This window comes from Ruegeria sp. AG1, from assembly GCF_056541705.1.
In genome coordinates this window covers 340,887-365,408 of record NZ_JBQFYU010000001.1, presented here as the reverse complement: position 1 = coordinate 365,408, position 24,522 = coordinate 340,887, and the positions used below count along the sequence as shown (strand labels likewise).

Here is a 24,522-nt window from a genome sequence, read left to right as displayed (position 1 = left end):
CCGATGCGCGACGCCGCCCCCACCACAATCTATCTGAAAGACTACACCCCGTTCGGGTATCTGGTGGACAACGTGCATCTGACGTTTGATCTGGCAGCAAATGCCACCCGCGTCACATCCCGCATCGCCTTTCGTCCCAATCCGGAGGCCAGCGATCGCACCTTTTTCCTGCATGGAGAGCAACTGAAGCTGATCCGCGCCTCCATCGACGGTGCCGACGTATCCCCCTCCCTCACGCCTGAGGGGCTGACGGTTGCCGCCCCCGACGCCCCCTTTGTCTGGGAGGCGGAGGTTGAGATCGACCCCGGCAATAACACCGCGCTTGAAGGGCTCTATATGTCGAACGGCATGTATTGCACCCAGTGCGAGGCCGAGGGATTCCGCAAGATCACCTACTACCCGGACCGCCCCGACGTGATGTCGACCTTCACGGTGCGTGTCAATGGCGACCTTCCGGTGCTGCTGTCCAACGGCAACCCGTCCGGCAAGGGCGAAGGCTGGGCCGAGTGGACGGACCCATGGCCCAAACCCGCCTATCTGTTTGCTCTGGTCGCCGGAGACCTGATCGCGCATCCGGGCCAGTTCACCACCATGTCCGGTCGCGATGTCGAACTGAACCTATGGGTTCGCCCCGGCGATGAAGGCAAATGTGCCTTCGGGATGGAGGCGCTCAAGAAGTCCATGAAATGGGATGAGGACGTCTACGGCCGCGAATACGATCTGGACGTGTTCAACATCGTAGCCGTGGACGATTTCAACATGGGCGCGATGGAGAACAAGGGGCTGAACATCTTCAATTCTTCAGCCGTTCTGGCCAGCCCGGAAACCTCGACCGACGTAAACTTCGAACGGATCGAGGCGATCATCGCGCATGAGTATTTCCACAACTGGACCGGCAACCGCATCACCTGCCGCGACTGGTTTCAGCTGTGCCTCAAAGAGGGCCTGACCGTTTTCCGCGATGCGCAGTTCACCTCGGATATGCGCTCGGCGCCAGTCAAGCGCATCCACGACGCCATCGACCTGCGCGCGCGGCAGTTCCCCGAGGACAATGGCCCGCTATCGCACCCTGTTCGACCCGAGAGTTTTCAAGAAATCAACAACTTCTACACCTCAACCGTCTATGAGAAAGGTGCCGAGGTCATCGGCATGTTGAAACGTCTGGTCGGGGATGAGGCCTATGGTAAGGCACTGGATCTCTATTTTGACCGCCATGACGGGCAGGCCTGTACGATCGAGGATTGGCTGCAAGTCTTCGAGGACACAACAGGCCGCGACCTGAGCCAGTTCAAACGTTGGTACAGCCAGTCCGGTACTCCGCGCGTATCCGTGGCCGAGGATTGGGCGGATGGTACCTACACGCTGACGCTGAGCCAACGCACCGACCCGACTCCGGGACAAGAGGATAAGCAGCCTCAGGTCATTCCCGTCGCTGTCGGCTTGCTGGGCCCGAAAGGCGACGAGGTTCACGCAACCCAAGTGCTGGAGCTGACCGAGGCCGAGCAGAGCTTTTCCTTCGCCGGACTGGCGGCCAAACCCGTGCCCTCAATCCTACGCGATTTCTCGGCCCCTGTGATCCTTGAACATGACACTTCGAATGCTGAGCGCGCCTTTCTGCTGGCTCAAGACACCGATCCGTTCAACCGCTGGCAGGCGGGTCGCTCGCTGGCCGAGGACACTCTGCTGCGCATGATCACCGAAGAGGCGACGCCGGATTCCGACTATCTGGATGGCCTGTTGGCCGTGCTGCGGGACGAAACACTGGACCCGGCCTATCGGGCCCTGATGCTGGGCCTTCCGGCCCAATCCGAACTGGCCGCCGCCCTGCATGACAAGGGTGTCACGCCCGACCCGATGGCCATCTGGACTGCGGTCGAGACCCTCAGACAAGCCACTGCGCAACACGTGCAGGACCTGCTTCCCAAACTGCACAGCGAAACACTTGTGGACGCCTCCTACCAACCGGATGCGGCGCAATCCGGCAAACGTGCACTGGGCGGAGCGGCGCTGGCTCTCACCTCGCGGCTGGACAGCGGCAGCAAGGCGGCAGACGCGTACCAAACTGCCGACAATATGACCCTGCAACTGGCCGCCCTGTCCTGCCTACTGCGCGCGGGCAAAGGTGAGACGGAACTGAGCGCCTTCTACGACCAGTGGCAGCATGACCGGCTTGTGGTCGACAAATGGTTTGGTCTGCAGGTCTCGATGGCCGCCCCTCAGACCACGGTCGAGGCCGCACGCACTCTGACAGAGCATCCTGATTTCAATTGGAAAAACCCCAACCGGTTCCGTGCCTTGATGGGATCGCTGGCCATGAACCATGCGGGCTTCCATAAGGCGGACGGAGCGGGCTATGCCCTACTTGCCGACTGGCTGATCCGGCTGGACCCGGTGAACCCGCAGACCACGGCGCGTATGTGTTCAGCATTCCAGACGTGGAAACGATATGACGCCGACCGTCAGGCGCTGATGCGCGCGCAGCTGCGCCGGATCGCAGATACGTCCGAGCTGTCACGCGACACGACCGAGATGGTCTCGCGCATCCTCGGCGCATGACCTCGTTCAGCTTTACACGGCAAAACCGGAACCCGCGCGTGGTGGTCTTGCTGATCTGCATCTACGCGGTGCTAGTCGGCCTGGTCCTTTTCGTAGAAGCGGCCTGGTGGTTGATGGCGTTGCTGGCGCTGGCGACACTGCCGGCCGTCTGGGATATTGTGAAAGACACCAGCGCCGGGGTCGAACTGACCGGCGAGAAACTACGCTGGTTCACCGGCCAACGCAGCGGCGAACTGGACCTGTCCGAGGTTGACCGATTCCGATTTGACACCCGCTGGGATTTCTCGATTCGCGTTTCAGCGGTGCTGAAATCGGACAAGCGCGTCCGCCTACCGGATGAGTCGCTACCCCCAAACAAAGAGTTCGAAGACGTGTTGCAGCAGGCGGGATTTACCGTTGAACGTCATCATTTTAGGGTTTTTTGAAACAATCCCAAGCCCAAGGGCTAATTGATCACATCTCGAACTAAAGCGCGCAACGACTCCTTGAAATAGACACAGTTTTTGGCAAACTGGATGCGTTACAAGTTTGTTACAGTTCGAGTTTTGCCATGTTTCGGTCTTTTAGGGCGGCTGCCGCCCGTCTTTTCGGCTCTTCCAGTCCCACCTCTACGCCTTTGCCAGCGTCTGTCGCGGACGCAACCGCGTGGCTTGTCGCCTCGGGGCAGTTGAACATCCCGATCGCGGAAACAGATGACACCGCCGGATATAAGGTGATCGAACGCGGGCGCCATCTGGCGCGTCAGGATATGTGGGTCGAACTCTCGCAAGAGATGCAGGCCGCGGATGACGCACGCGAAACAACACCTTGCGGCCAGCCGATTGCCGACCTGTTAGGTTTTGGGGCACGCGCGGATGTTGTGCTGGCCGCGGAACATGCCCTGTCTGATGGCAGAACTCAGTCAGACTATGATTTTCTGGCAGGCATCTCTGAACTGGAGGGTGAAATTCAGAACCACCCCGATGACCCGATGATCGCCCTTGTGGTGGCATTGGCTCATATTGATTTGGCCTGGGCATGGCGCGGAACAGCAGACCCCAAAGACCTGCCCGCACTGCATCAATCTCGTTGCGCCGCGCATTTCGACCGCGCTGCCGATTTGCTGAAGGACTGCCGCTCTGCCATGCCGAACAGCCCAGCGATTGCCGCTGCGGATTGTGCCCTTTTGGCGGGCCATGTCAGCCCACGCACCCGTGTAGCAGACAAATACGAAGAGCTGATCACGCTTGACCCGCAAAACCATCGCCACATGCGCGCCATGGGCAGCCATTTGTTGCCACGCAGGTTCGGGACCTACGACCAGCTGGAAGTTCAGGCCCTACGCAACGCCGCGCGCACTCAGAAAACATGGGGTGCTGGCGGATATACCTGGGTCCAGTTCGATGCCATCGCACTGGATGACGAAGCCTGCGCGCGGGTGGACGTCGAGTTTTTTCTGGAAGGGTTGCATGACATCGTCGAACGCCGCCCCGACCAGCAGACGATCAACCTGTTGGCCGCTTATTGCTCGGTCACGTTGCAGAACGGGATGGGCCGCAACCCAAAGGCCGACATCGCCCGCAAACAGATTTGCGAGGCTGCAAACTGGCTGATCCGCGATCACCTGACCGAGCTGCACCCCCTGATCTGGGCTCATGCGGCGAACGGGTTCAGCAACAGCCTGCACATCAACTCGACCGAGCGCTTCGCCGCCCGTGGCCGCCGGGATGCGCTACGCGCGATCGCCAATCAACTGCGCGAGGAACTGCGCAATGGTCAAAGCGTGACCTTCACGCCGACGGGGTTGCAAGTCTCCGGGAACTAACCCCTTGCCCCTTTGGCGCGCCGGGCCTAATACGCAAGCCTAGACTTCTGCGGAAATTAGAGGCGCGCCATGCTCGACCTGACATACGAAATGCCGAAAATCAAAACCATTGCCGGGGCCAAGCACGATTGGGAACTGGTGATCGGGATGGAGGTGCACGCTCAGGTCTCGTCCAATGCCAAGCTGTTTTCCGGCGCGTCGACCCAATTCGGGGCCGAGCCGAACTCGAACGTGGCCTTCGTGGACGCGGCGATGCCGGGCATGCTGCCGGTGATCAACGAATATTGTGTGGAACAGGCCGTGCGCACGGGTCTGGGCCTGAAGGCGGATATCAACCTGAAATCGGCTTTTGACCGCAAGAACTATTTCTACCCTGACCTGCCGCAGGGCTACCAGATCTCGCAGCTTTATCACCCCATCGTGGGCGAAGGTGAAGTGCTGGTTGAGATGGGCGACGGCACCGCGCGTATGGTGCGCATCGAACGTATTCACATGGAGCAGGACGCGGGCAAGTCGATCCATGACATGGACCCGCATATGTCCTTCGTGGACCTGAACCGGACCGGCGTCTGCCTGATGGAGATCGTCTCGCGCCCCGACATCCGTGGCCCCGAAGAAGCCGCCGCCTATATCGCCAAGCTGCGTCAGATCATGCGCTATCTGGGCACCTGTGATGGCAACATGCAGAACGGCAACCTGCGGGCGGACGTGAATGTCTCGATCTGTTTGCCGGGTGCTTATGAGAAGTACCAGGAAACGCAGGACTTCTCGCATCTGGGCACCCGCTGCGAGATCAAGAACATGAACTCGATGCGCTTTATCCAGCAGGCGATTGAAGTCGAAGCCCGCCGTCAGATCGCGATCGTCGAAGGCGGTGGCAAAGTCGATCAAGAAACCCGCCTGTACGACCCGGATAAGGGTGAGACGCGGTCCATGCGGTCCAAGGAAGAAGCGCACGACTACCGCTATTTCCCAGACCCTGACCTGCTGCCTTTGGAAATCGAACAGGCATGGGTCGACGACATCGCCTCCAAGCTGCCTGAGCTGCCCGACGAGAAAAAGGCGCGGTTCATCGAAGCGTTCGGCCTGACCGACTATGACGCCTCAGTCCTGACTGCCGAGGTCGAAAGCGCTGCCTATTTCGAAGAAGTCGCGAAAGGCCGCAACGGCAAACTGGCCGCGAACTGGGTCATCAACGAACTGTTTGGCCGCCTCAAAAAAGAAGATCATGACATCACCGACTCGCCTGTATCTCCGGCGCAGTTGGGTGGAATCATTGATCTGATCTCGTCCGATGCCATCTCGGGCAAGATCGCCAAGGACCTGTTCGAGATCGTCTATACCGAAGGCGGCGACCCGGCGCAGATAGTCGAAGAGCGCGGCATGAAGCAGGTCACCGACACCGGCGCCATCGAGGCTGCTTTGGACGAGATCATCGCTGCCAACCCGGCGCAGGTTGAAAAGGCCAAGGTGAACCCGAAACTGGCTGGCTGGTTTGTCGGTCAGGTGATGAAAGCCACCGGCGGCAAAGCCAACCCCAAGGCCGTCAACGAGTTGGTTGCACAAAAGCTGGGTTCGTAAGCCCGTTTTCAAAGTTCTGCGACGGAGTCAGGCCACCCGCTTGACTCCGTTTTCTTTTGCGCCCTTTCTTCCGCGCAGGAGAGGTGCCATGACCAGAAAATTCGATCAGGAACTTGAAGACCGTCTGATGCGCTACGCGGCTATCGACAGCCAAAGCGATGAGACATCACCTTCGACCCCAAGTACGCCCATTCAGTTCGACATGCTGAACCTGCTGCAGCAGGAGCTGACCGAGATCGGCGCGCAGGATGTCGAGATGACCGGCGACAGCGTCGTTGTGGCGACCATTCCCGGCACCGCCGAAGGGCCGACCGTGGGGTTCCTCGCCCATGTCGACACCGCCCCGCAATTCAACGCAACCGGAGTCAAACCGCGCGTCATCAAGGGCTTTAACGGCGGTGAGATCAGTTTTCCCGATGATCCCGATCTGGTTCTGTCCCCGGACGAACACTCTTATCTAGCCGAAAAGATCGGCCATGATCTGATCACCGCTTCGGGCACCACCCTGTTGGGCGCTGATGACAAGGCAGGCGTATCCATCCTGATGACCATGGCGCGGCATCTGATCGAAAATCCAGACATTCCACACGGCCCCATCCGCATTGCTTTCACCCCGGACGAAGAGATCGGGCGCGGTGTGACCGAGCAACTGCCCAAGGACCTCAAGGCCGATTTCGCCTATACACTCGACGGGCAAGAGGTGGGGGAGATCGAATATGAAAGCTTCTCGGCCGACCGCGCGGTGATTAAGATCACCGGCGTGTCGATCCATCCCGGTCTGGCCAAAGAAAAGATGGTCAATGCCACCCATCTGGCCGCAAAGATCGTACAGACCCTGCCGCAGGCCACACTGACCCCCGAGGTCACCGACGGGCGCGAAGGCTTCATCCATGTCACCGACATGAATGGCGGCTCTTCCGAGATGGAGATCAAGCTGATCCTGCGGGATTTCGAGATGGAGGGGCTTGAGGCCCAGCGCGACCTGGTGCGCAAGGTCTGCGACGCCGTTCAGGCCTCCGAGCCGCGCGCGACCATCACCTGCGACATCAGCCACCAATACCGCAACATGCGCTATTGGCTCGAGAATGACATGACCCCCGTCGATCTGGCGCGCGAAGCCTGTCAGGAACTGGGGATCGAGCCCCTCTCGGTTCCGATCCGCGGCGGCACCGATGGCTCTCGCCTGACCGAATTTGGCACACCCTGCCCCAACCTGTTCACCGGCATGCAGTGCATTCACGGACCATTGGAGTGGATTTCGGTGCAGGACATGGCACTGGCGACCGAGCTTTGCCTGTCGGTTGTGGCCAAGGCGGTGCAGAAGACCGGCTGATTTGCGCCGGATGCGCAACGTCTCTTTCACCCGGCGACCTGCGTGTTAAGTTGACCGTCAAAGGTACAAGGGAACAGTCGATGCCGCGCTACGAATACAAAGTCATTCCGGCCCCGCAAAAGGGCGCGAAGGCCAAAGGCGTCAAAACGCCCGAGGGCCGCTTTGCCACCTCGGTCGAGCAGGTGCTGAACGAGATGGGCCAACAGGGATGGGAATACCAGCGCGCCGAGTTGCTGCCCAGCGAGGAACGCTCGGGCCTGACCGGATCGACCACGAACTGGCGCAACGTGTTGGTTTTTCGTCGGGTGATTGAGGCCGAGTCCACCGAGGTAGTGGCCCCTGTGGCCACACCATCGCCAACCGAAACGCCCGAGGGCGTGCCCTTGGCTCAGCCCGTCCCCGGGCCGGATGTGGTTCAGGCCCCGGAACCAATTTCAGCCGAAGTAGATGAGCCGCCATTGACTTTGAAGCCGAGCGAGGAGGCCAAGTAAAACTCAACAGAACTACATGGGCCAGAGGGTGTGGTCTAGAAAACACGGATTGAGCCAACGAGACTCAGGCGGTCATCCGTTACTGGGTTCTGCTCGTATCGTCCCAAGATACACTTTGTCACAAAACAGGGCCCCGGCCGCGATGAAACCTTGCACCGCTTTTCTTTGTTTCCTCACCGCAATCGCCTGCCAGATCGCGCTGCCGGCCGCCGCACAACAACGGCTGGGATGGGTCAGCCAGATCGACGGGCTCGCCGCTTACCAGGGAAGCGCCGATCTAGATCAGGGCGGAGACTTCAGCGCGACGCGATCGTTCCTGCGGGCCACCGGACTGTACCGATTTGAGAGCGAAACGTCACTTGGCATCTCGGTCAGCTACGGGCAGCTGGACTATGACTTCAGCGCGGCGGACAACCAGCCCTGGAACGACATTCGTGACATCCGAATATCGGCTCCTCTGCGGTTTCAGGCTGGCCAGCGGGCCAGTGTGTTCGTGTCGCCTCAGGTCAGGTGGGACTATCAGAAAGGCGCGGCATCTTCGGATGGTCGTACCTATGGTGTATTTGCGGGCGTCGCGTGGCGGATCAGCGAAAGCCTGACGATAGGACCAGCTTTTGGAGCCTTCACGCAATTGGAAGATAGTGGTGTCGATCTCTTTCCGGCGCTTTTGGTGGATTGGGACATCAATGATCGCTGGAACCTGAACACTGGCTCCGGAATCGGTGCGACTCGCGGGCCGGGGCTGACTCTCAGCTACGCACTGAACGACGATTTCAGCCTCTCGCTGTCGGCCCGATCCGAAAAAATTCGCTTCCGGCTAGACGACGCGGGGTTGGCTCCGAGCGGGATCGGCGAAGACAAAAGCCTCCCTGTGGTTGCGTCGCTCAGCTATGATCCGAATCCGGGCGTGTCTTTAACCGTCTTTGCCGGGGCCGAATTCGATGGCCGACTGACACTGGAGGACGAAAACGGCAACGAAATCAGCCGCCAGAGCTATGACACAGCTCCTCTGGTCGGCCTCGCCTTTCGGCTCCGGTTTTGAACTAGATTAAACGCCAATATCCAACGCCAAAGCATGGATACGCGGCACAATGTCGCCCAGTGCCTTGTGAACCGCACGATGTCGGGCCACGCGAGATTGGCCCTCGAATGCGGCGGCGCGGATGCGGACGTTGAAATGGCTCTCGCCACCTTCCTGAAACCCTGCGTGGCCCCGGTGGCTTTCGCTGTCATCCACCACCTCAAGCTCACGCGGATCAAAGGCGGCCTGCAGTCGGGTTCGGATTTCGTCAGTCACAGTCATTTTTATGCTCAACGGCAAAAAACTTGCCGCCCCCCTCTTCTACTTTCGGCTGCTTAGACTAAACTGCTGCCTCCGAGTCGAGAAGATGCGTTCTTAAGGATCACAGCATGACGAAATCAGACCCTTTCGGATTCGATATGTCCGTCTCCAGCGCCAAGAAAAAGAACCCGCGCGGGCGTCGGGGCATGTCGGGCGCATCTGAGACCTCGGTGCGAATCTGTGATCACCCAGGCTGTGAAGAACCCGGCAAGTACCGCGCGCCCAAGGCCCCGGACGTTCTTGATGACTTCTACTGGTTCTGCCAGCAGCATGTGCGCGAGTATAATCAGAGGTGGAACTTCTTCGATGGCACGACCGAAGCCGAACTGAACGCACAACGCACGAAGGACAAAGTCTGGGAGCGTGAAACCAAGCCCATGGGCGACCCCGAGGCACGTGCCTGGGCGCGTCTGGGCATCGAAGACCCACACCAGGTTCTGGGCGCAAACAGCACTCAGAACAAAGGCCGCACCTCGGGTGGCGGTGGCCGTCGCCTTCCGCCCACCGAACGGCGCGCCATCGAGATTCTGGAGGCCAATGACAGCTGGTCCAAGGCCGAGGTTCGCAAGGCCTACAAGAAGCTGATCAAAGTGCTGCACCCGGATATGAACGGCGGCGACCGGTCTCAGGAAGAGCAACTGCAAGAGGTCGTCTGGGCCTGGGATCAGATAAAGGACAGCCGGAACTTCAAGTAGGCTGCTCTTACCCTGGCAACAAATCCCGCAATACTTCTGCTTCGAGTCGCTTCAGACAACGCAAGTGTGTCCGCTGTCGTTGCGCCGAAGCCGGATTACTAAGCTCGGGAAACAAGGCACGCAATTCCTCGACGTCTTCGCGTTGGAATGATTTCAACGCAAGATCACCGAGAAACAAGCTTTCGCTTTGCAAACCATGTGACGATAGGACCACATGTCGACTACAGACAATGTGGAAATAAGTTACAGGTGCCACAGGCGGCATTTGACGGATCAAACCATCGTTCACCAAGTGTATTGCGGCACAAAAAACCCGAGGCTCGCCAAAAAGAAGCTCGGCCCGCCAACCTTCCAGCACAATCCGATGCTGGGGGGAAACAAATAAGTCTTGGCTGGGCAGGTCATCACCCAAAGCGCCGCGCTGAATCCGGACGGGCCTGAACTTTGGATTTTTGCGCAACGCGTTCGCGCTGAGAGTTCTTTTGCCTATCCAGATGATCGGCAATGTTTGCCCGCCTGCCACACAGACCCGATCCCCAGCCATCAAAGACTCTACAGGTCGTGGCCCACTTTCTGTGTCAATCAGCGTTCCGGTTGCAAAACAAGGCGGGTTGACCGGGTCGAGGTCACTCACGGTGATCTCCCAATTCCCGGTGCTGAGAGACCCGGTCGGATCGACACTATTGAAAGCGTAAATCTGCCCACCTACTTGGATAAAATCCGCGGTTTCAATTGTACCGCGATAGTTCCCCTGACCGAGATAGGTGTAGGGTACGAAGGTCGTGCCGCCATCGAAAGAAACCGTTTGCCCTGAGATTATCGCAGGTGTCGTTGATCCCTGAACTATGAGGTTACCAGTGCCGCCGGTCTCAGTCACCGTGTAGAGGAGCGCGTCAAAAGGCATTCACTGCACCTTGCCGGTCGCCAACAGGTAACAATTGAAGCCACCCTGACTCAACAAAGGATGTCGCGAACACCTTAACCCCCTACATATAGCCCATTAAACATGCAGACTTTGCTCATTTTACCGTTCAGTTAGGCTCATTCAAAGAAATATTTAATTTCTTGAATTTAAATCCCTGTCCGTCTCGGAGTGAGGCGTCCTCTTAACGATGATTGAATGAACGGGTTCTCAAACTTGTCCTTGAGTAGGAACTCAAGCCTGCGCTCGGACCGCGACTTGCCGTAGCAGCCGCGCGAATAGAGACATCAGGTTTTCCTAAGGTTGACGATTTATTGAAGAACCCAACCAGAGCCGCTTGCTCATCGCCACTCTAACGTAACCCCGCCCTTCCCGCAGATAAGGCCAGTTGATAAGAAACATCCTGTCAGCGTTTTTAGCGAGCGGCTTTCCCTTGCCCTTGGTCGGAATATGTTGCACCACACACGGGTTCAAACCCGGCAAGACGGGCCTAAGGATAAGGACAAGGCGAATGGCTGACGGATCGATTGATATCAACGCAAAACCCACCGAAGAGATCTCGGTCCGTGACGTGTTCGGCATTGATACCGACATGGCGGTCAAAGGTTTTGCGGAACGTAGCGACCGGGTGCCCGCGATTGACCCGACCTACAAGTTCGACCCAGAGACGACTTTGGCGATTCTGGCAGGGTTTGCGCATAACCGTCGCGTGATGATCCAGGGCTATCACGGCACCGGTAAGTCGACCCATATCGAACAGGTTGCCGCCCGTCTGAACTGGCCCGCCGTGCGTGTAAACCTGGATAGCCACATCAGCCGGATCGACTTGATCGGTAAGGATGCGATCAAGCTGCGCGATGGCAAGCAGGTGACCGAGTTCCACGAAGGCATCCTTCCCTGGGCCCTGCGCAACCCTGTCGCCATCGTGTTCGACGAATACGACGCAGGCCGTGCGGACGTGATGTTCGTGATCCAACGCGTGCTGGAGCATGATGGTAAGCTGACCCTGCTGGACCAGAACGAGATCATCACCCCGAACCCGAATTTCCGCCTGTTCGCCACCGCAAACACCGTGGGTTTGGGCGATACGACCGGCCTCTATCACGGCACGCAGCAGATCAACCAGGCACAGATGGACCGCTGGTCTCTGGTCTCGACGCTGAACTACCTCAGCCACGATGCCGAGACGATGATCGTGCTGTCGAAAGCACCGCTGTACAACACGGCTGAGGGCCGTAAGACCGTCAGCCAGATGGTCACCGTTGCCGACCTCACCCGCACCGCTTTCATGAATGGCGACCTGTCGACCGTGATGAGCCCAAGGACCGTGATCAACTGGGCCCAAAACGCTGAGATTTTCCGCAATGTGGGCTATGCGTTCCGCCTGTCCTTCCTGAACAAGTGCGATGAGCTTGAGCGCCAGACCGTGGCCGAGTTCTATCAGCGCTGCTTTGACGAAGAACTGCCGGAAAGCGCGGCAAGCGTGAGCTTGGGCTAACGCCGAATTGCGCCCGGTTTCGGGCGCAATGCCTCCGGCGGAGGTATTTTTAGCCAGATGAAGGCGGATCCGGCTTCCTGTTTGGTGGAAATCGGGACGGCACTGTGAAAGGCTTGGGGACATGGCACAAAAGAACGACAACCCTGCTGATCCGTTCAAGAAAGCTCTCGCTGAGGCCACCAAAGTCATGGCCGATGATCCGGAGCTTTCCGTAAGTTACACCGTCGATCCCTCGGGCCTTTCTGGTGAGGCAATGCGGTTGCCTCAGGTGTCGCGCCGGATGACGCGCGAAGAGGTTTTGCTGGCGCGCGGAACTGCCGATGCCTTGGCCTTGCAGCGCCGCTATCACGATGACGCGACCCATATGCGCTATGCCCCGCCCGGAGATATGGCGCGGGACCTCTATGAAGCGATGGAAACCGCCCGATGCGAGGCGATGGGCGCGCGGGATATGCCCGGTACGGCTTCCAACATTGATGTTAAGATTAGCCATGAGGCCCTACGGCGCGGCTATGACCAGTGCAAGCAGCCCGCCGATGCCCCTTTGTCGGTTGCTGCGGGCTATCTGATCCGGCATCTGGCCACCGGGCGTGACCTGCCGCCGGCGGCCAACAATGTCATGAACCTCTGGCGTGGATACATTGAGGAGCAGGCTGGCGGCACGCTTGAGAAGCTCGACGAAATCCTCTCGGATCAGGCAGAGTTTGCCAAGTTCACCCGTCAGGTGATCAAGGATTTGGGCTATGGCGACCAGCTGGGTGATGATCCTGATGAGCTGGACGAAGAGCAGGAAGATCAGGCCGAGGAAAACGCCGAAGAGCAGCCCGATCCCGACAGCACCGGGCAAGATGATCAGGAGGAACAGGATCCTGACGCCACGCCCGAGCAGTCGCAAGAAGAACAGCAGGATCAATCTCAGGCCCAAGTCTCGATGGACGAGATGGCCGAGGATGAGATGGGCGATGAGGCTGAGATGCCAGAGGGCGAGGCGCCGCTGGAGCCACCTGCCCCTCCGCCTGCGTCCGAGGCTGACCCGGAATACAAGGTCTATCTGAACACCCATGATGAGGAGATCGCCGCCGAGGATTTGGCAGAGCCTGCTGAACTGGAGCGGTTGCGTGCCTATCTGGATCAGCAACTTGAGCCGTTGAAGGGTGCGGTCAGCCGCTTGGCCAACAAATTGCAGCGCCGCTTGCAGGCACAGCAGAACCGGTCGTGGGAATTCGATCGCGAGGAAGGTATCCTCGATGCCGGTCGTCTGGCACGCGTGGTTGCCAACCCGACCACACCGCTGAGCTTCAAGGTCGAAAAGGACACCGAGTTTCGCGATACCGTAGTGACCCTGCTTCTGGATAACTCTGGCTCGATGCGGGGGCGTCCGATTTCGATTGCGGCCATCTGCGCGGATGTTCTGGCCCGGACGCTGGAACGTTGCAATGTGAAGGTTGAAATTCTGGGCTTTACGACCCGCGCCTGGAAAGGCGGTCAGGCCCGTGAAGCTTGGTTGAATGCAGGCCGCCCGCAACAGCCGGGACGTCTGAACGATCTGCGTCACATCATCTACAAAGGTGCCGATGCACCATGGCGCCGGGCGCGGCCCAATCTTGGTCTGATGATGAAGGAAGGGCTGCTGAAGGAAAACATCGACGGTGAGGCGCTGGAATGGGCCCATCGCCGGATGCTGGCGCGGCGCGAGGCGCGTAAGATCCTGATGGTAATTTCCGACGGTGCTCCGGTCGATGATTCCACGCTCAGTGTGAACCCGGCGAACTATCTGGAGAAACACCTGCGCGACGTGATCGCCATGGTCGAAAAGCGCAAGATGGTGGAATTGTTGGCCATTGGGATCGGGCATGACGTGACCCGGTACTATGATCGTGCGGTTACGATCACCGATGTGGAGCAATTGGCTGGCGCCATGACCGAACAGTTGGCGGCTTTGTTCGACAGCGACCCGCGCGCGCGGGCCCGAGTGATGGGGATGAAAAGGGCCAGCTGAGGCTGGCCTTGCCTCCGCCGGGTATTTTTTCAAAAAGATAAAGAGGTGGCTTGAAACCACACTTTGGCTTGAGGGAGGCAGGTATGTTTCAGTCTTTTGAGGTGACAGCACGGCCCGAACAAGGACCTCCGCGATTGGCTGCTTTGCGGCAGGAACTGGAGCGCGAAGGCTTGGACGGTTTTCTGGTGCCGCGCGCGGATGCGCATCAGGGTGAGTATGTGGCCCCTCGGGACGAACGACTGGCCTGGCTGACCGGGTTCACTGGCTCGGCCGGGTTTTGCGCCGCCCTGCGGGACGTGGCCGGGGTGTTCATAGACGGGCGCTATCGGACGCAGGTCAAGGCGCAGGTGGCGGAGGACTACACTCCGGTGCCCTGGCCCGATGTGAGCCTGAGCAGTTGGTTGAAACAGCAGTTGCCGAACGGGGGATCGGTCGGATTTGATCCATGGCTTCATTCCGCAGGTCAGATCAAAGCCGCGCAGACGGACCTTGAGGGAAGCGGGATCGAGTTGGTGCGCTGTGCCAATCTAGTGGACCGGATATGGCAGGATCAGCCTGCCCCACCGATGAACCCTGTCAAGGTACATCCGATTGAGTTTGCAGGGGAAACCGCTGAGAGCAAAATCACCCGACTGGCTGAAAGCCTGCGTGACGGCGGGCGGAGTGCGGCGGTGATCACTTTGCCCGACTCGATCATGTGGGTGTTGAACATTCGCGGCTCGGACATTGCTTACAACCCGGTCGCCCATGGCTTTGCCATTCTACATGCGGACGGTCGTGTTGATCTGTTCATGGCTGCAGCAAAACTAGGCGAACTGGGAGAACATCTGAGCCCTCAGGTTTCGGTTCACCAGCCTGATGGATTTCTGGACGCCGTTGCTGCCCTAGAAGGTAAGGTTCAGGTCGATCCGGGCACAGTGCCTCAAATTGTAGCGGATGCGCTTGGGGACCGGATGGTTGATGGAGGCGACCCTTGCGCCCTGCCCAAGGCTCGCAAAAACCCGGCCGAGATTGCAGGCAGCGCCGAGGCCCACCTGCGCGACGCCGTTGCCGTCGTCGAAACGCTGTTCTGGCTGGATCAGCAAACGCCGGGGCAGATCAGCGAAACGCAGGTCGTGACCCGGCTGGAAGAAGCCCGTCGGCGGGACAATGCGCTACAGGATATCTCATTCGACACGATCGCCGGAACCGGCGCCAACGGGGCGATCATGCATTACCGCGTGACGGAAGAGACCGACAGCACCTTGCAGGAAGGTCATTTGTTGGTGCTGGACAGCGGCGGGCAGTATCTGGACGGCACCACCGACATCACGCGCACCATCGCAATAGGTGAGGTCGGAGAGACCGAAAAGGTCTGCTTTACCCGCGTGTTGAAAGGCATGATCGCCATGTCGATGTTGCGCTGGCCAATTGGACTGGCCGGGCGCGATATCGAATGCGTGGCGCGCGCGCCTCTGTGGCAGGCGGGGCAGGACTTCAACCACGGCGTCGGTCACGGTGTCGGCGCGTATCTGAGCGTGCATGAAGGCCCGCAACGCCTGTCGCGCGTCAGCCACGTACCCTTTGAGCCCGGTATGATCCTGTCGAACGAACCCGGCTATTACCGCGAGGGCGCGTTTGGCATCCGGATCGAAAACCTGATTGTCGTAGAGGAAGCACCGTCGCTGCCCGACGGCGATGCGGAACGGGCCATGTTACAATGGCGCACGCTGACCTATGTGCCCATAGACCGCCGCCTGATTCTGGTTGACATGCTGACCGCACAAGAACGGGATTGGCTGAATAGCTATCACCGCGACGTTGCGGAAAAAATCAGGCCAAGGCTGGGCGGGGACGCTCAACTGTGGTTGGATGCCGCAACCGCGCCAGTTTGACATCAGACTGTCACATAAAATGGGCAAAGGAGAAGCCCTGACAAGAACGAGGGAAAAGACATGGTTGAAATCACGATCACCGAAGCACCCGGCAAATGGAGCGTCCGCTCTGGTGGGGCCATTCTGGGCGAAAGCTCAAACGCGCTTGAGTTGCGCGAAGGTGATCTGGAACCCGTGATCTATTTCCCCCGTTCTGACATTGCGATGGCCTTCCTGGACCGTACGGACAAGGTGATTCACTGCCCGCACAAAGGCGATGCCACGCATTTCTCGATCGTGAACAAATCCTCGGTCACCGAAAACGCGGCCTGGAGCTTTGAGACCCCCGGTAAGGATACGGCCGGCCTCAAAGACTATCTGGCTTTCTACCCGGTGGACTCGATCAAGGTCGAACAGATTTGAGGGGCGGAAGTACTTAGTTACGTCTGTCAGAAACTGTAGCTGTACCCAAGAATGAGCGAGTGCGACGAGTAGCGGCCATCCGTGAGATCTGTTGGGATGAACACTTGGGTCGTGGTGAAATCAAGATCGCCGGTCGTCTTGTAACGGTACCCGATGTCGATGTTTCCGCGTTCCCCTACTTGGAAGCGGCCACCAAACCCCAATTGCCCTGCAATAGCCGTGTCACTGTCATCGACCAATGTGACGCCAGCACCGGACTGACCGTCGTGGGAAACCCGCGCAAACCCAAGTCCCCCGCCAATATAGGGCTTGAACCTGCCCTGCACCGGGATGTCATACCAGAGGTTTACCATCCCGAATGTCGCATCAAAGCTTCCGTCGTACTGGGTAAACGGGCGGCCGATTTCCTTTGTATCATTCGAGGCGTGTGAAAGTTCGAATTCGGCCCGCAGATTAGGCGCGACCTTCATTCCGACGGCCAGTCCGTAGGAGATTCCAGTGTCGGTTGTGATGGTGCCTTGACCGACCACGATTGAAGGAACCGTTTGAAAGAAATCAAAATCATAGTCGCCCATATCGGTAGCACCGAGAAAGCCAGTGACATAGGGCGCCTCCTGCGCGCGAGATTGGGCAGCACCAATCATCGAGATCGCAACCGCCGCTATCAGCCAAGAAAATCGTTCGTAAGACATGTCCAAACCTCAATCAGAGTGACTTTCATGAGAAGTTCGTCAATTAGGCTAGGAGACACCGCACTTTCAGACAACGTGTTCAATTCAAAGAGAAGCCCATAGTGGCCCGGCCGCCACCAAAACCTCATGAGTGTTCCTCAGCCGCTGTCCCCGCCAGTAAAGAGGTCGCGATCAAAATCGAGCGCATAGCCAGGAAGTCCGACCTATTGCACATAGAAAATGGGCAAAGCGGTGAAGGCAAGGCAATGCGCAAAGGCAGGCAAGACACAAAACCCGCCGCCGGCCAGAGCGCGCGGGATGCGGCTGACCACCCAGCATCGCATTGGTCATGGGAAATCTGCTCTGAAAATACCCTCTCTGTTTTTCAGACCTAACCCCTCAAATCAACGATCGCGGGTGATCACGCGCCAATCACGCAGCTGTTTCATGCAAGGCGGTGCATTTGCCCTCATACTAAGCGCGAAAAAGGATCGGAGGGTGCCATGTCTGTTTCTCGTCGCCAATTTGTCGGAATGGTCGGAGCCAGCGCGCTGGCACCTGCCGCAAGTTGGGCGCAGGAAGAACCTGTGTTGGACGCGCTGCACAGTACGCTGCGCGGCGGTCGAACGGATTTCGAGGCTAAGATGGCCTTTCTGGCTCAGCGCGGAAACCCGGATGTGGTCCCTGCTCTGTTGACCGCCATGCGCTTCACCGACCGGCGGCGGGACGACATCGTCGAGGTGATGGAGACTCTGACCGGCGAGCAACTTGGCACCGACTGGTTCGACTGGATGCTGTGGCAAGAGCAGAACCCTCAGATCGTCCCACACCCTTCTTTGATCCCGTTCAAACGCGAGGTCTTGCTGCGGATCGACGACAATTTCGACCTGTTCCTGCGTCCCGAATACCTGCAGCGCGAGCGGATGAAGATCCGGCTGGAGGAGATCACCTGGGGCGGCGTGCGCAAGGATGGCATCCCTTCGCTGGACAATCCGAAGCTGATCTCGGCCTCCGACGCCGACTATCTGAAAGAGGATGATCTGGTCTTTGGGGTCTCGATCAACGGTGACGTGCGTGCTTACCCGCTTAGGATCATGGGCTGGCACGAGATGTTCAACGAGGTGATCGGCGGCGTGCCGGTGGCATTGGCCTATTGCACCCTCTGCGGGTCGGGCATCTTGTTTGAGACGCAAGTGCCGGGGCGGCGGAAACCGTTTGTCTTCGGCTCCTCGGGGTTCCTGTATCGCTCGAACAAGCTGATGTTCGACCGCGAGACGCACTCGCTGTGGAACCAATATACCGGCAAACCCGTCGTGGGCCCCCTGGTCGACAGCGGGATCGAGCTGAAGCAGCGCCCGGTGGTGATCACGACCTGGGACAGCTGGAAGAACTCTCACCCGGGCACGCGCGTCTTGTCGCTCAGCACCGGGCATCGTCGCAACTATGGCTCAGGTGTGGTGTATCGCGAGTATTTCGCCTCGCCCGAGTTGATGTTCCCGGCTTTGGTAGATCAGTCCGAGCATCGCCAGAAGGACTACATCTTCACCATCCGCCAGTTCGGCGCCGCGCGGGCCTGGCCGCTGGACGCCTTCGACCGGACCCGTGTGATCAACGACGCGATTGCGGATCGGCCTTTGGTTCTGATCGGCAACTCAGACCGCCGGACAGTGCGCGCCTACGAGCGTGCAGGCCACCGGTTCAAAGCATCAGGCGGAGGTCTGGTCGATGAGAGCGGTCGCAAATGGACCTTGTCTGAAGAGATGCTGATCGGACCGGATGGCACACAATTGCCGCGCGTGGCCGGGCATATCTCTTATTGGTTCGCGTGGGACAACTACCTGGGCGACGCGGCGAGCGTGTATAACGGCTAGGAGTGTTCCTCGGCCGCTGTCGCAGCCAGCGCCCGGTTGTAGGCCTTTAGAACGTCGATGTGATAGAGCGCGCCAACCGGCGTCTCTGTCCCGTTTTCGTCCATGACGATCACCGGGATACAGGGAATATCATCGCGGTCAAAATAAGGCATAGCCGCCTCCAGCGTCGCGCTTGCTTTGACGCAGAGGCCTTTTTCGATCAGCGACCGCGCTTCCTCCTTGGTGATCGAGCGCGCATCGCCGATCGGTCGCATCACCGCCCCAGCGCGCAGCATGGCCAAAAGATAGGCCTGTGGTCCCGCCGCCAGATGCACATTGCGACGCTCAAGCTGTGTCAGGAAGAAAGACCGGTCCACAAGGCGCGAGGCCAAGGCGGTGGACATCGACACCGACACCATCACCGCTAGACCGATCTGCCAGTCTCCGGTCAATTCGAACACAATCAAAGTGGTCGAGATCGGAGCGCCCAGAACCGCTGCAGCCACGGCGCCCATGCCAGCAAAAGCGTAAAGGGTATGGGTGCCAGATACATCTGGCAGCAATCCGGTGGCGATCAGCCCAAAGGCCAGCCCAGTCAGCGCTCCAATCATCAGCGAAGGCGAAAACACGCCTCCCCCCATGCGCCCGCCCATGGTGATCGCCACAGCCACTGTCTTGAGGACCGCAAACAGGATCGCTGTGGTCAGCACCAGATCGCCGGTCAGGGCACGGATCGTCGTTTCATACCCAACGCCAATAATGTGCGGGAACCAGATCGCCAGAAGGCCCAGCATTGCACCCGAAACCGCCGGGCGTAGCCATCCCGGCAAAGACAGTCGGGCTTGAACATGATTGCCGATGTCCTCGGCAAAAAAGATCGAGCGCATCAGAAGCAAGGATACCAACCCACAGATCAGCCCGAGGATTAGGAAGGCAGGTAGTTCGACGTAGAATTGCAGTGAACCGGGCGTATCCAACGTGAACTCGGTAACGTCGCCATATTCCAGCCGGTTGATCACCGTCCCCGCAACCGAGGCAATGACGATGGGCGCAAAGGCGTGGACGGCGAAGTGGCGCAAAACGACCTCAAGCGCGAACAGCGCGCCTGCGATGGGCGCGTTGAAGCTGGCCGAAACCGCAGCGGCCACAGCGCATCCAAGCAGGTCGCGCCCGGTGATTCCGTCCGCATGAATGCGGTCGCTGACCCAGGTCGAGATGACCCCGGCCATATGCACCACGGGCCCTTCCCGCCCTGTGGAGCCACCTGTACTGAGTGTGATCAGCGAGGCAAACAACGAAGCGACGCCAGCCTTGGTCTCAACCCGCCCATCGCTGACCGCCGCTCCTTCGATCACATCCGCGACCGAGCGGACACGGCCATCGTCGGTAAAGCGCGTGAGGATCAGCCCAACGATCACCCCGCCGATGATCGGAATGATCAGCACGATGAACCAAGGCAGCTTCTCGGCATGACTGTGCAACAGCAGGATATCCTCGGTATCGTAGATATAGGCCTGCAAGCCGCGGATCGCCTTGCGGAACCCTAGCGCCATGAACCCCGCCGCAATCCCGATCGCCAGAGCGATAAACCAGAACTGGATTTGGCTTGGTCCTCGGCGACGCATCACCCGCAACGCATCCTTGATCGCGGCCAGAGCCTGATTGAGCTGGTTGCGCAGAACGGTGCGGGTTGATTGAGTCATTGGCTCTCGGGGATCATATCTTAACCCTTAGTAAGCCACGGCGAGGTCTGAGAAAAGTAAGATAGCGACGGTCAGGCCAGCAGATTGCGCCAAAGACGCATTAAGCCTCCAACAAAGCGCGCGCAGCCGCGCGCGCTTCTTCTGTAATCGTATCGCCCGAGACCATGCGGGCAATTTCGTCAACGCGATCTATTGCGGCCAGCGGCACAACGGTCGAAAGCGTTTGGCCATCGGTGACCTGCTTCTGCACACGCCAGTGATGGGCCGCGCGCGCCGCGACCTGAGGGGAATGCGTGACGACCAGAACCTGCCCGCCCTGCGCCAGAGACGCCAGCCTGCGACCCACCGCATCGGCCGTCGCGCCGCCCACACCCCGGTCGATCTCATCAAAGATCATGGTCCGGGCGCTGTCATCGCCGGACAGGCAAACCTTCAACGCCAATAGAAAGCGGCTGAGTTCCCCGCCTGAGGCGATCTTGTTCAGCGGTCCCGATGGTGCGCCCGGGTTGGTGGCGACGGTAAAGGCCACCGCGTCGGTGCCCTCGGGTCCAGGATCGGAGGTGGTAAGTTCTGTCCGAAAAACCGCGCGTTCCATTTTCAGCGGTGCAAGCTCCGCCATGACGGCCTGATCCAATTGTCCAGCCGCAGCTAGACGCGCAGCGCTAAGATCTGCCGCAGCCGCATCATAGGTCGCCTGGGCCGCCTCAACCGCAGCACGTTGGCCGGCAAGATCGGCGTCGCCTGCATCCAGCTTACCCAAGCGATCACGCAGCGTATCAGCAAATGCGCCCAAATCATCCGGGGCCACATCATGTTTTCGCGCCAGTGCTCGGATGGCGAACAAACGTTCCTCGGCGGCTTCCAGTTCGGCGGGGTTAAAGTCCAACGCCTGAAGGCAGGCGTTCACACCGTCCTGCGCCTCGCCCAATTCGATCATGGCCCGGCCAAGCGCTGCAATCGGCTCTTCCAACTGGCCACCTGCCGAGTCCGACGCGCCTTCGAGCCAACGTGTCGCATCCGACATCGCGCCTTCGGCCCCGTCACCTCCCAGCAGGTCAAATGCGCGAGCAACGTCGTCGCGGATACGCTCTGCCCCCTGCATCATGCGGCGGCGGGCATCGAGGTCTGCGTCCTCGCCGGGTTGCGGATCGAGCTTGTCCAACTCGGCCACGGAATGGCGCAGGAATTCCTCTTCAGCGCGCATGGCTGCCAAAGCGGCCTCGGTCTCGGCCAGCGCTTTGCGGCTGCGCGACATCTCCGACCACGCCTGACGTACCTTGGCCAATAGTTCCGAGACCTGAGCGTAGTCATCCAGCAGCACACGGTGCCCACGAGGGTTCAACAGTCCCCGGTCATCATGCTGCCCATGCAATTCGATCAGCGTTTCCGACAAAGCGCGGAGGACTTCACCTGAACAGCGGCGATCATTGACCCAAGCGGTTTTTCGGCCCTCTGCCGTGTTAACCCGGCGCAGAATCAGTTCTTCGCCACCTGGCAAACCGGCCTCAGACAGAACAGCATGGGCGGGGTGGCCTTCAGGCAGTTCGAACTCGGCAACAACCTCGCCCTGTGCAGCGCCTTGGCGAACCAGCTCGGCCCGCCCACGCCAGCCTAAAACAAAGCCCAGTGAGTCCAGAAGGATCGACTTGCCCGCGCCAGTTTCACCGGTCAACGCGTTCAAGCCCGGCTGAAAACTCAATTCCAGCCGGTCAATGATCAGCATGTCGCGAATATCGAGGGCGCGCAGCATCGGGTCTTTAACGTCCCAAGCCTGATGACATGGCGATTACAACCACTCACCTTTGATCGTCTGGCGATAGATCGTGCTGAGCCAGTTGTTACCACGGCTCTTTAGATCCAACCCACGCGAGGTCAGCAGCTTGTACCCGTCATCATACCATTCCGAGGACTGGTAGTTGTACCCGAGGATCGCACCTGCTGTCTGCGCCTCATCAAATAGGCCTAGAGACAGATACGCCTCGATCAGGCGATAAAGCGCCTCTGCGGTGTGAGAGGTGGTCTGAAAATCCTCAACCACGACACGGAACCGGTTGATGGCCGCGACGTAGTGATCCTGACGTAGGTAATAGCGCCCGATCTCCATCTCCTTGCCCGCCAGATGGTCAAAGGCTAGATCGAATTTCAGCACGGCAGAGGTGGTATATTCGCTGTCCGGATAAACCTCGATCACGGTGCGCAGCGCTTGCAGGGCCTGAAAGGTCAGGCCCTGATCGCGGCCGACTTCGTCGATCTGGTCATAATAACTGAGCGCCAGAAGATACTGCGCGTAGGCCGCATCTTCGTCGGTTGGGTAAAAATCGATATAGCGCTGTGCCGCAGCACGGCTTTCTTCGTAATTCTTGTCGGCATGGAATGAAAACGCCTGCATGATCAGCGCGCGTTTGGCCCAATCGGAATAGGGATAAAGACGCTCAACTTCCGAGAAATACCACGCCGCGTCGTCCGAGCGATTCTGCGACAGCTCATACTCACCGCGTGTGTAGATCTGTTCCGGCGTGAACCCTTCAAGGTTCTGATCCCGATCCGCGCCTTTGCTACCGAACAGGCCTCCCCCGTTGCCGCAGGCGCTCAAAACTGCTGCCAGAAGAATCGCACTTGCGAATCTGACTGCCGCCTTGTTGCCAACCATACCGCTCATCCTTAGTCGTCTTACTTACAGGATCCCAACCGGATCGAGCCTCGGTCTAGCACAGAAAATTCTGGTGCAAAACGCATTATCCACTTCCTGGCGGAAATGTCGTCAGAGTTGATCAGATCAGGCGACAGCAGGGATTTCGGCGGCAATAAGGCCCTGACCCGGCAGACGGGCGGCCTGCTCGGGGGTGCACAGGATCGGACGAACAGCGCCGGGCGTTTCGAACAATGTACGCAACAGAGTGTTGGTCATGGAATGGCCCGACTTGTCGCCGGTGAAGTGACCCAGAATCGGACCACCAGCCAGATAGAGATCACCCAGCGCGTCCAGCATCTTGTGGCGCACAGCTTCATCCGCGTGGCGGAAACCGCCCGGTGTAAGAATCTCGGTGCCTTGAACGACCACAGCGTTTTCCAGCGTCCCGCCTAAAGCCAAGCCATTCTCACGCATGGTTTCCACGTCGATCCGGCGGCAGAAGGTGCGGCTATCGCTGAGTTCGCGCACGAAGGACCCATTTCGCAAATCCAGCGTTTTCGCTTGGCTCCCGATGGCCGCATCCTCGAAATCGATGTGGAAGTCGATGATCAGCCCGTCCGCAGGCTTGATTGAGGCACTGGCCCCTTCACGAGACGCGGTCACAGGCTTCAGCACTTCGTAGGCCAGAACCGGGCTGGCCTGGCGGCGAACGCCCTTCGCCATGATGCCACGCACAAAGTCGATCGAGGAACCATCCATGATCGGAACTTCGGGTCCGTCAATCTCGATCAGGGCATTATGAACGCCGCACCCGGCAAGCGCTGCCATGATGTGTTCAACGGTCGAGACGGAAACACCGGCGTCATTCACCAGACGGGTGCAAAGCGGTGTACGCTCGACCATCTCGTAGACTGCAGGGATCAACGCATTTCCCAGCTCAATATCCGTCCGTTTGAACCAGATCCCGTGACCGGCGGCTGCCGGTTTCAGAGTCATGATTGCAGGCTGACCGCCATGCAGTCCAACGCCTTTAAACGTAACCGGAGATTTGAACGTATGTTGCAAAATGGGCCTCAGCGCGTGGTGTCCAGCCTATACGGGCTGTGTTGGGCACTGAGTTAAGGAAGAGGCCCCTCAGGCTCAACTCACTCTTTGCAACTGAATGAAAC

General features: G+C 59.1%; 20 protein-coding genes. 13 read left to right on the top strand and 7 right to left on the bottom strand.

The window, feature by feature from the left end; all coding sequences use genetic code 11:
• Nucleotides 1-3 precede the first annotated feature (3 nt).
• From pepN to ACR0B5_RS01780, 7 genes are all read left to right on the top strand, one after another.
• Nucleotides 4-2,556 (top strand): aminopeptidase N, encoded by a 2,553-nt coding sequence (gene pepN / locus ACR0B5_RS01810; protein ID WP_480538019.1) that lies wholly within the window; start codon nt 4-6, stop codon nt 2,554-2,556.
• The gene (locus tag ACR0B5_RS01805; protein ID WP_480538017.1) at nt 2,553-2,981 is read left to right on the top strand and encodes a hypothetical protein; all 429 of its coding nucleotides are present in this window, start codon (nt 2,553-2,555) and stop codon (nt 2,979-2,981) included. Before pepN ends, ACR0B5_RS01805 begins: the two co-directional genes overlap by 4 nt.
• Before the next feature lie 125 nt (nt 2,982-3,106).
• Complete coding sequence (locus tag ACR0B5_RS01800) at nt 3,107-4,360, top strand: hypothetical protein (RefSeq protein ID WP_480538015.1); 1,254 nt, start codon at nt 3,107-3,109, stop codon at nt 4,358-4,360.
• 69 nt (nt 4,361-4,429) lie between these two features.
• Nucleotides 4,430-5,941, top strand: a complete 1,512-nt coding sequence (gene gatB, locus ACR0B5_RS01795) for an Asp-tRNA(Asn)/Glu-tRNA(Gln) amidotransferase subunit GatB (protein ID WP_170375043.1) — start codon at nt 4,430-4,432, stop codon at nt 5,939-5,941.
• Nucleotides 5,942-6,029: 88 nt separating this feature from the next.
• Nucleotides 6,030-7,274: a peptidase T gene (gene pepT, locus ACR0B5_RS01790; protein ID WP_480538013.1), complete on the top strand. Its 1,245-nt coding sequence runs from the start codon at nt 6,030-6,032 to the stop codon at nt 7,272-7,274.
• A gap of 80 nt (nt 7,275-7,354) precedes the next feature.
• Nucleotides 7,355-7,765 (top strand): DUF4177 domain-containing protein, encoded by a 411-nt coding sequence (locus ACR0B5_RS01785; RefSeq protein WP_480538011.1) that lies wholly within the window; start codon nt 7,355-7,357, stop codon nt 7,763-7,765.
• Nucleotides 7,766-7,907: 142 nt separating this feature from the next.
• The gene (locus tag ACR0B5_RS01780) at nt 7,908-8,807 is read left to right on the top strand and encodes a hypothetical protein (protein ID WP_480538009.1); all 900 of its coding nucleotides are present in this window, start codon (nt 7,908-7,910) and stop codon (nt 8,805-8,807) included.
• Nucleotides 8,808-8,813: 6 nt separating this feature from the next.
• On the opposite strand, the gene ACR0B5_RS01775 is transcribed toward ACR0B5_RS01780, so the two are convergent.
• Entirely contained in the window at nt 8,814-9,068 is a 255-nt protein-coding gene (locus ACR0B5_RS01775; protein ID WP_170660665.1) for a BolA family protein, read from the bottom strand.
• 107 nt (nt 9,069-9,175) lie between these two features.
• Between ACR0B5_RS01775 and ACR0B5_RS01770 the strand changes: the two genes are divergently transcribed.
• Nucleotides 9,176-9,802, top strand: coding sequence for a J domain-containing protein (locus ACR0B5_RS01770; RefSeq protein ID WP_480538007.1), 627 nt, complete (start codon nt 9,176-9,178; stop codon nt 9,800-9,802).
• A 7-nt stretch (nt 9,803-9,809) separates the two neighbouring features.
• Here ACR0B5_RS01770 and ACR0B5_RS01765 read toward each other — a convergent pair whose 3' ends face one another.
• The gene (locus ACR0B5_RS01765) at nt 9,810-10,706 is read right to left on the bottom strand and encodes a Hint domain-containing protein (protein ID WP_480538005.1); all 897 of its coding nucleotides are present in this window, start codon (nt 10,704-10,706) and stop codon (nt 9,810-9,812) included.
• 529 nt (nt 10,707-11,235) lie between these two features.
• Between ACR0B5_RS01765 and cobS the strand changes: the two genes are divergently transcribed.
• The 4 genes from cobS to ACR0B5_RS01745 all read left to right on the top strand — a co-directional run bounded on the left by cobS (nt 11,236) and on the right by ACR0B5_RS01745 (nt 16,497).
• Complete coding sequence (gene cobS / locus ACR0B5_RS01760; protein WP_170375030.1) at nt 11,236-12,222, top strand: cobaltochelatase subunit CobS; 987 nt, start codon at nt 11,236-11,238, stop codon at nt 12,220-12,222.
• A 121-nt stretch (nt 12,223-12,343) separates the two neighbouring features.
• On the top strand, nt 12,344-14,221 hold the full coding sequence (cobT, locus tag ACR0B5_RS01755) for a cobaltochelatase subunit CobT (RefSeq protein ID WP_170643028.1): 1,878 nt from the start codon (nt 12,344-12,346) through the stop codon (nt 14,219-14,221).
• 83 nt (nt 14,222-14,304) lie between these two features.
• Nucleotides 14,305-16,095 carry an aminopeptidase P family protein gene (locus ACR0B5_RS01750; RefSeq protein ID WP_480538003.1) on the top strand — a complete coding sequence of 597 codons (1,791 nt, stop codon included), beginning with the start codon at nt 14,305-14,307 and terminating at the stop codon, nt 16,093-16,095.
• A 60-nt stretch (nt 16,096-16,155) separates the two neighbouring features.
• Nucleotides 16,156-16,497 carry a DUF427 domain-containing protein gene (locus tag ACR0B5_RS01745; protein WP_480538001.1) on the top strand — a complete coding sequence of 114 codons (342 nt, stop codon included), beginning with the start codon at nt 16,156-16,158 and terminating at the stop codon, nt 16,495-16,497.
• A 26-nt stretch (nt 16,498-16,523) separates the two neighbouring features.
• On the opposite strand, the gene ACR0B5_RS01740 is transcribed toward ACR0B5_RS01745, so the two are convergent.
• Nucleotides 16,524-17,189: an outer membrane protein gene (locus ACR0B5_RS01740; protein WP_480537999.1), complete on the bottom strand. Its 666-nt coding sequence runs from the start codon at nt 17,187-17,189 to the stop codon at nt 16,524-16,526.
• Nucleotides 17,190-17,671: 482 nt separating this feature from the next.
• Between ACR0B5_RS01740 and ACR0B5_RS01735 the strand changes: the two genes are divergently transcribed.
• Nucleotides 17,672-19,039, top strand: a complete 1,368-nt coding sequence (locus ACR0B5_RS01735) for a DUF3179 domain-containing protein (protein WP_480537997.1) — start codon at nt 17,672-17,674, stop codon at nt 19,037-19,039.
• On the opposite strand, the gene ACR0B5_RS01730 is transcribed toward ACR0B5_RS01735, so the two are convergent.
• The 4 genes from ACR0B5_RS01730 to lpxC all read right to left on the bottom strand — a co-directional run bounded on the left by ACR0B5_RS01730 (nt 19,036) and on the right by lpxC (nt 24,418).
• The gene (locus ACR0B5_RS01730) at nt 19,036-20,721 is read right to left on the bottom strand and encodes a chloride channel protein (RefSeq protein WP_170664856.1); all 1,686 of its coding nucleotides are present in this window, start codon (nt 20,719-20,721) and stop codon (nt 19,036-19,038) included. The genes ACR0B5_RS01735 and ACR0B5_RS01730 overlap by 4 nt on opposite strands.
• A 100-nt stretch (nt 20,722-20,821) precedes the next feature.
• Nucleotides 20,822-22,471, bottom strand: coding sequence for a DNA repair protein RecN (recN, locus tag ACR0B5_RS01725; protein ID WP_480537995.1), 1,650 nt, complete (start codon nt 22,469-22,471; stop codon nt 20,822-20,824).
• A 36-nt stretch (nt 22,472-22,507) separates the two neighbouring features.
• Nucleotides 22,508-23,371, bottom strand: a complete 864-nt coding sequence (locus tag ACR0B5_RS01720; protein WP_170468611.1) for an outer membrane protein assembly factor BamD — start codon at nt 23,369-23,371, stop codon at nt 22,508-22,510.
• Between the two features lie 126 nt (nt 23,372-23,497).
• Nucleotides 23,498-24,418: a UDP-3-O-acyl-N-acetylglucosamine deacetylase gene (gene lpxC / locus ACR0B5_RS01715; RefSeq protein WP_480537993.1), complete on the bottom strand. Its 921-nt coding sequence runs from the start codon at nt 24,416-24,418 to the stop codon at nt 23,498-23,500.
• Nucleotides 24,419-24,522 lie beyond the last annotated feature (104 nt).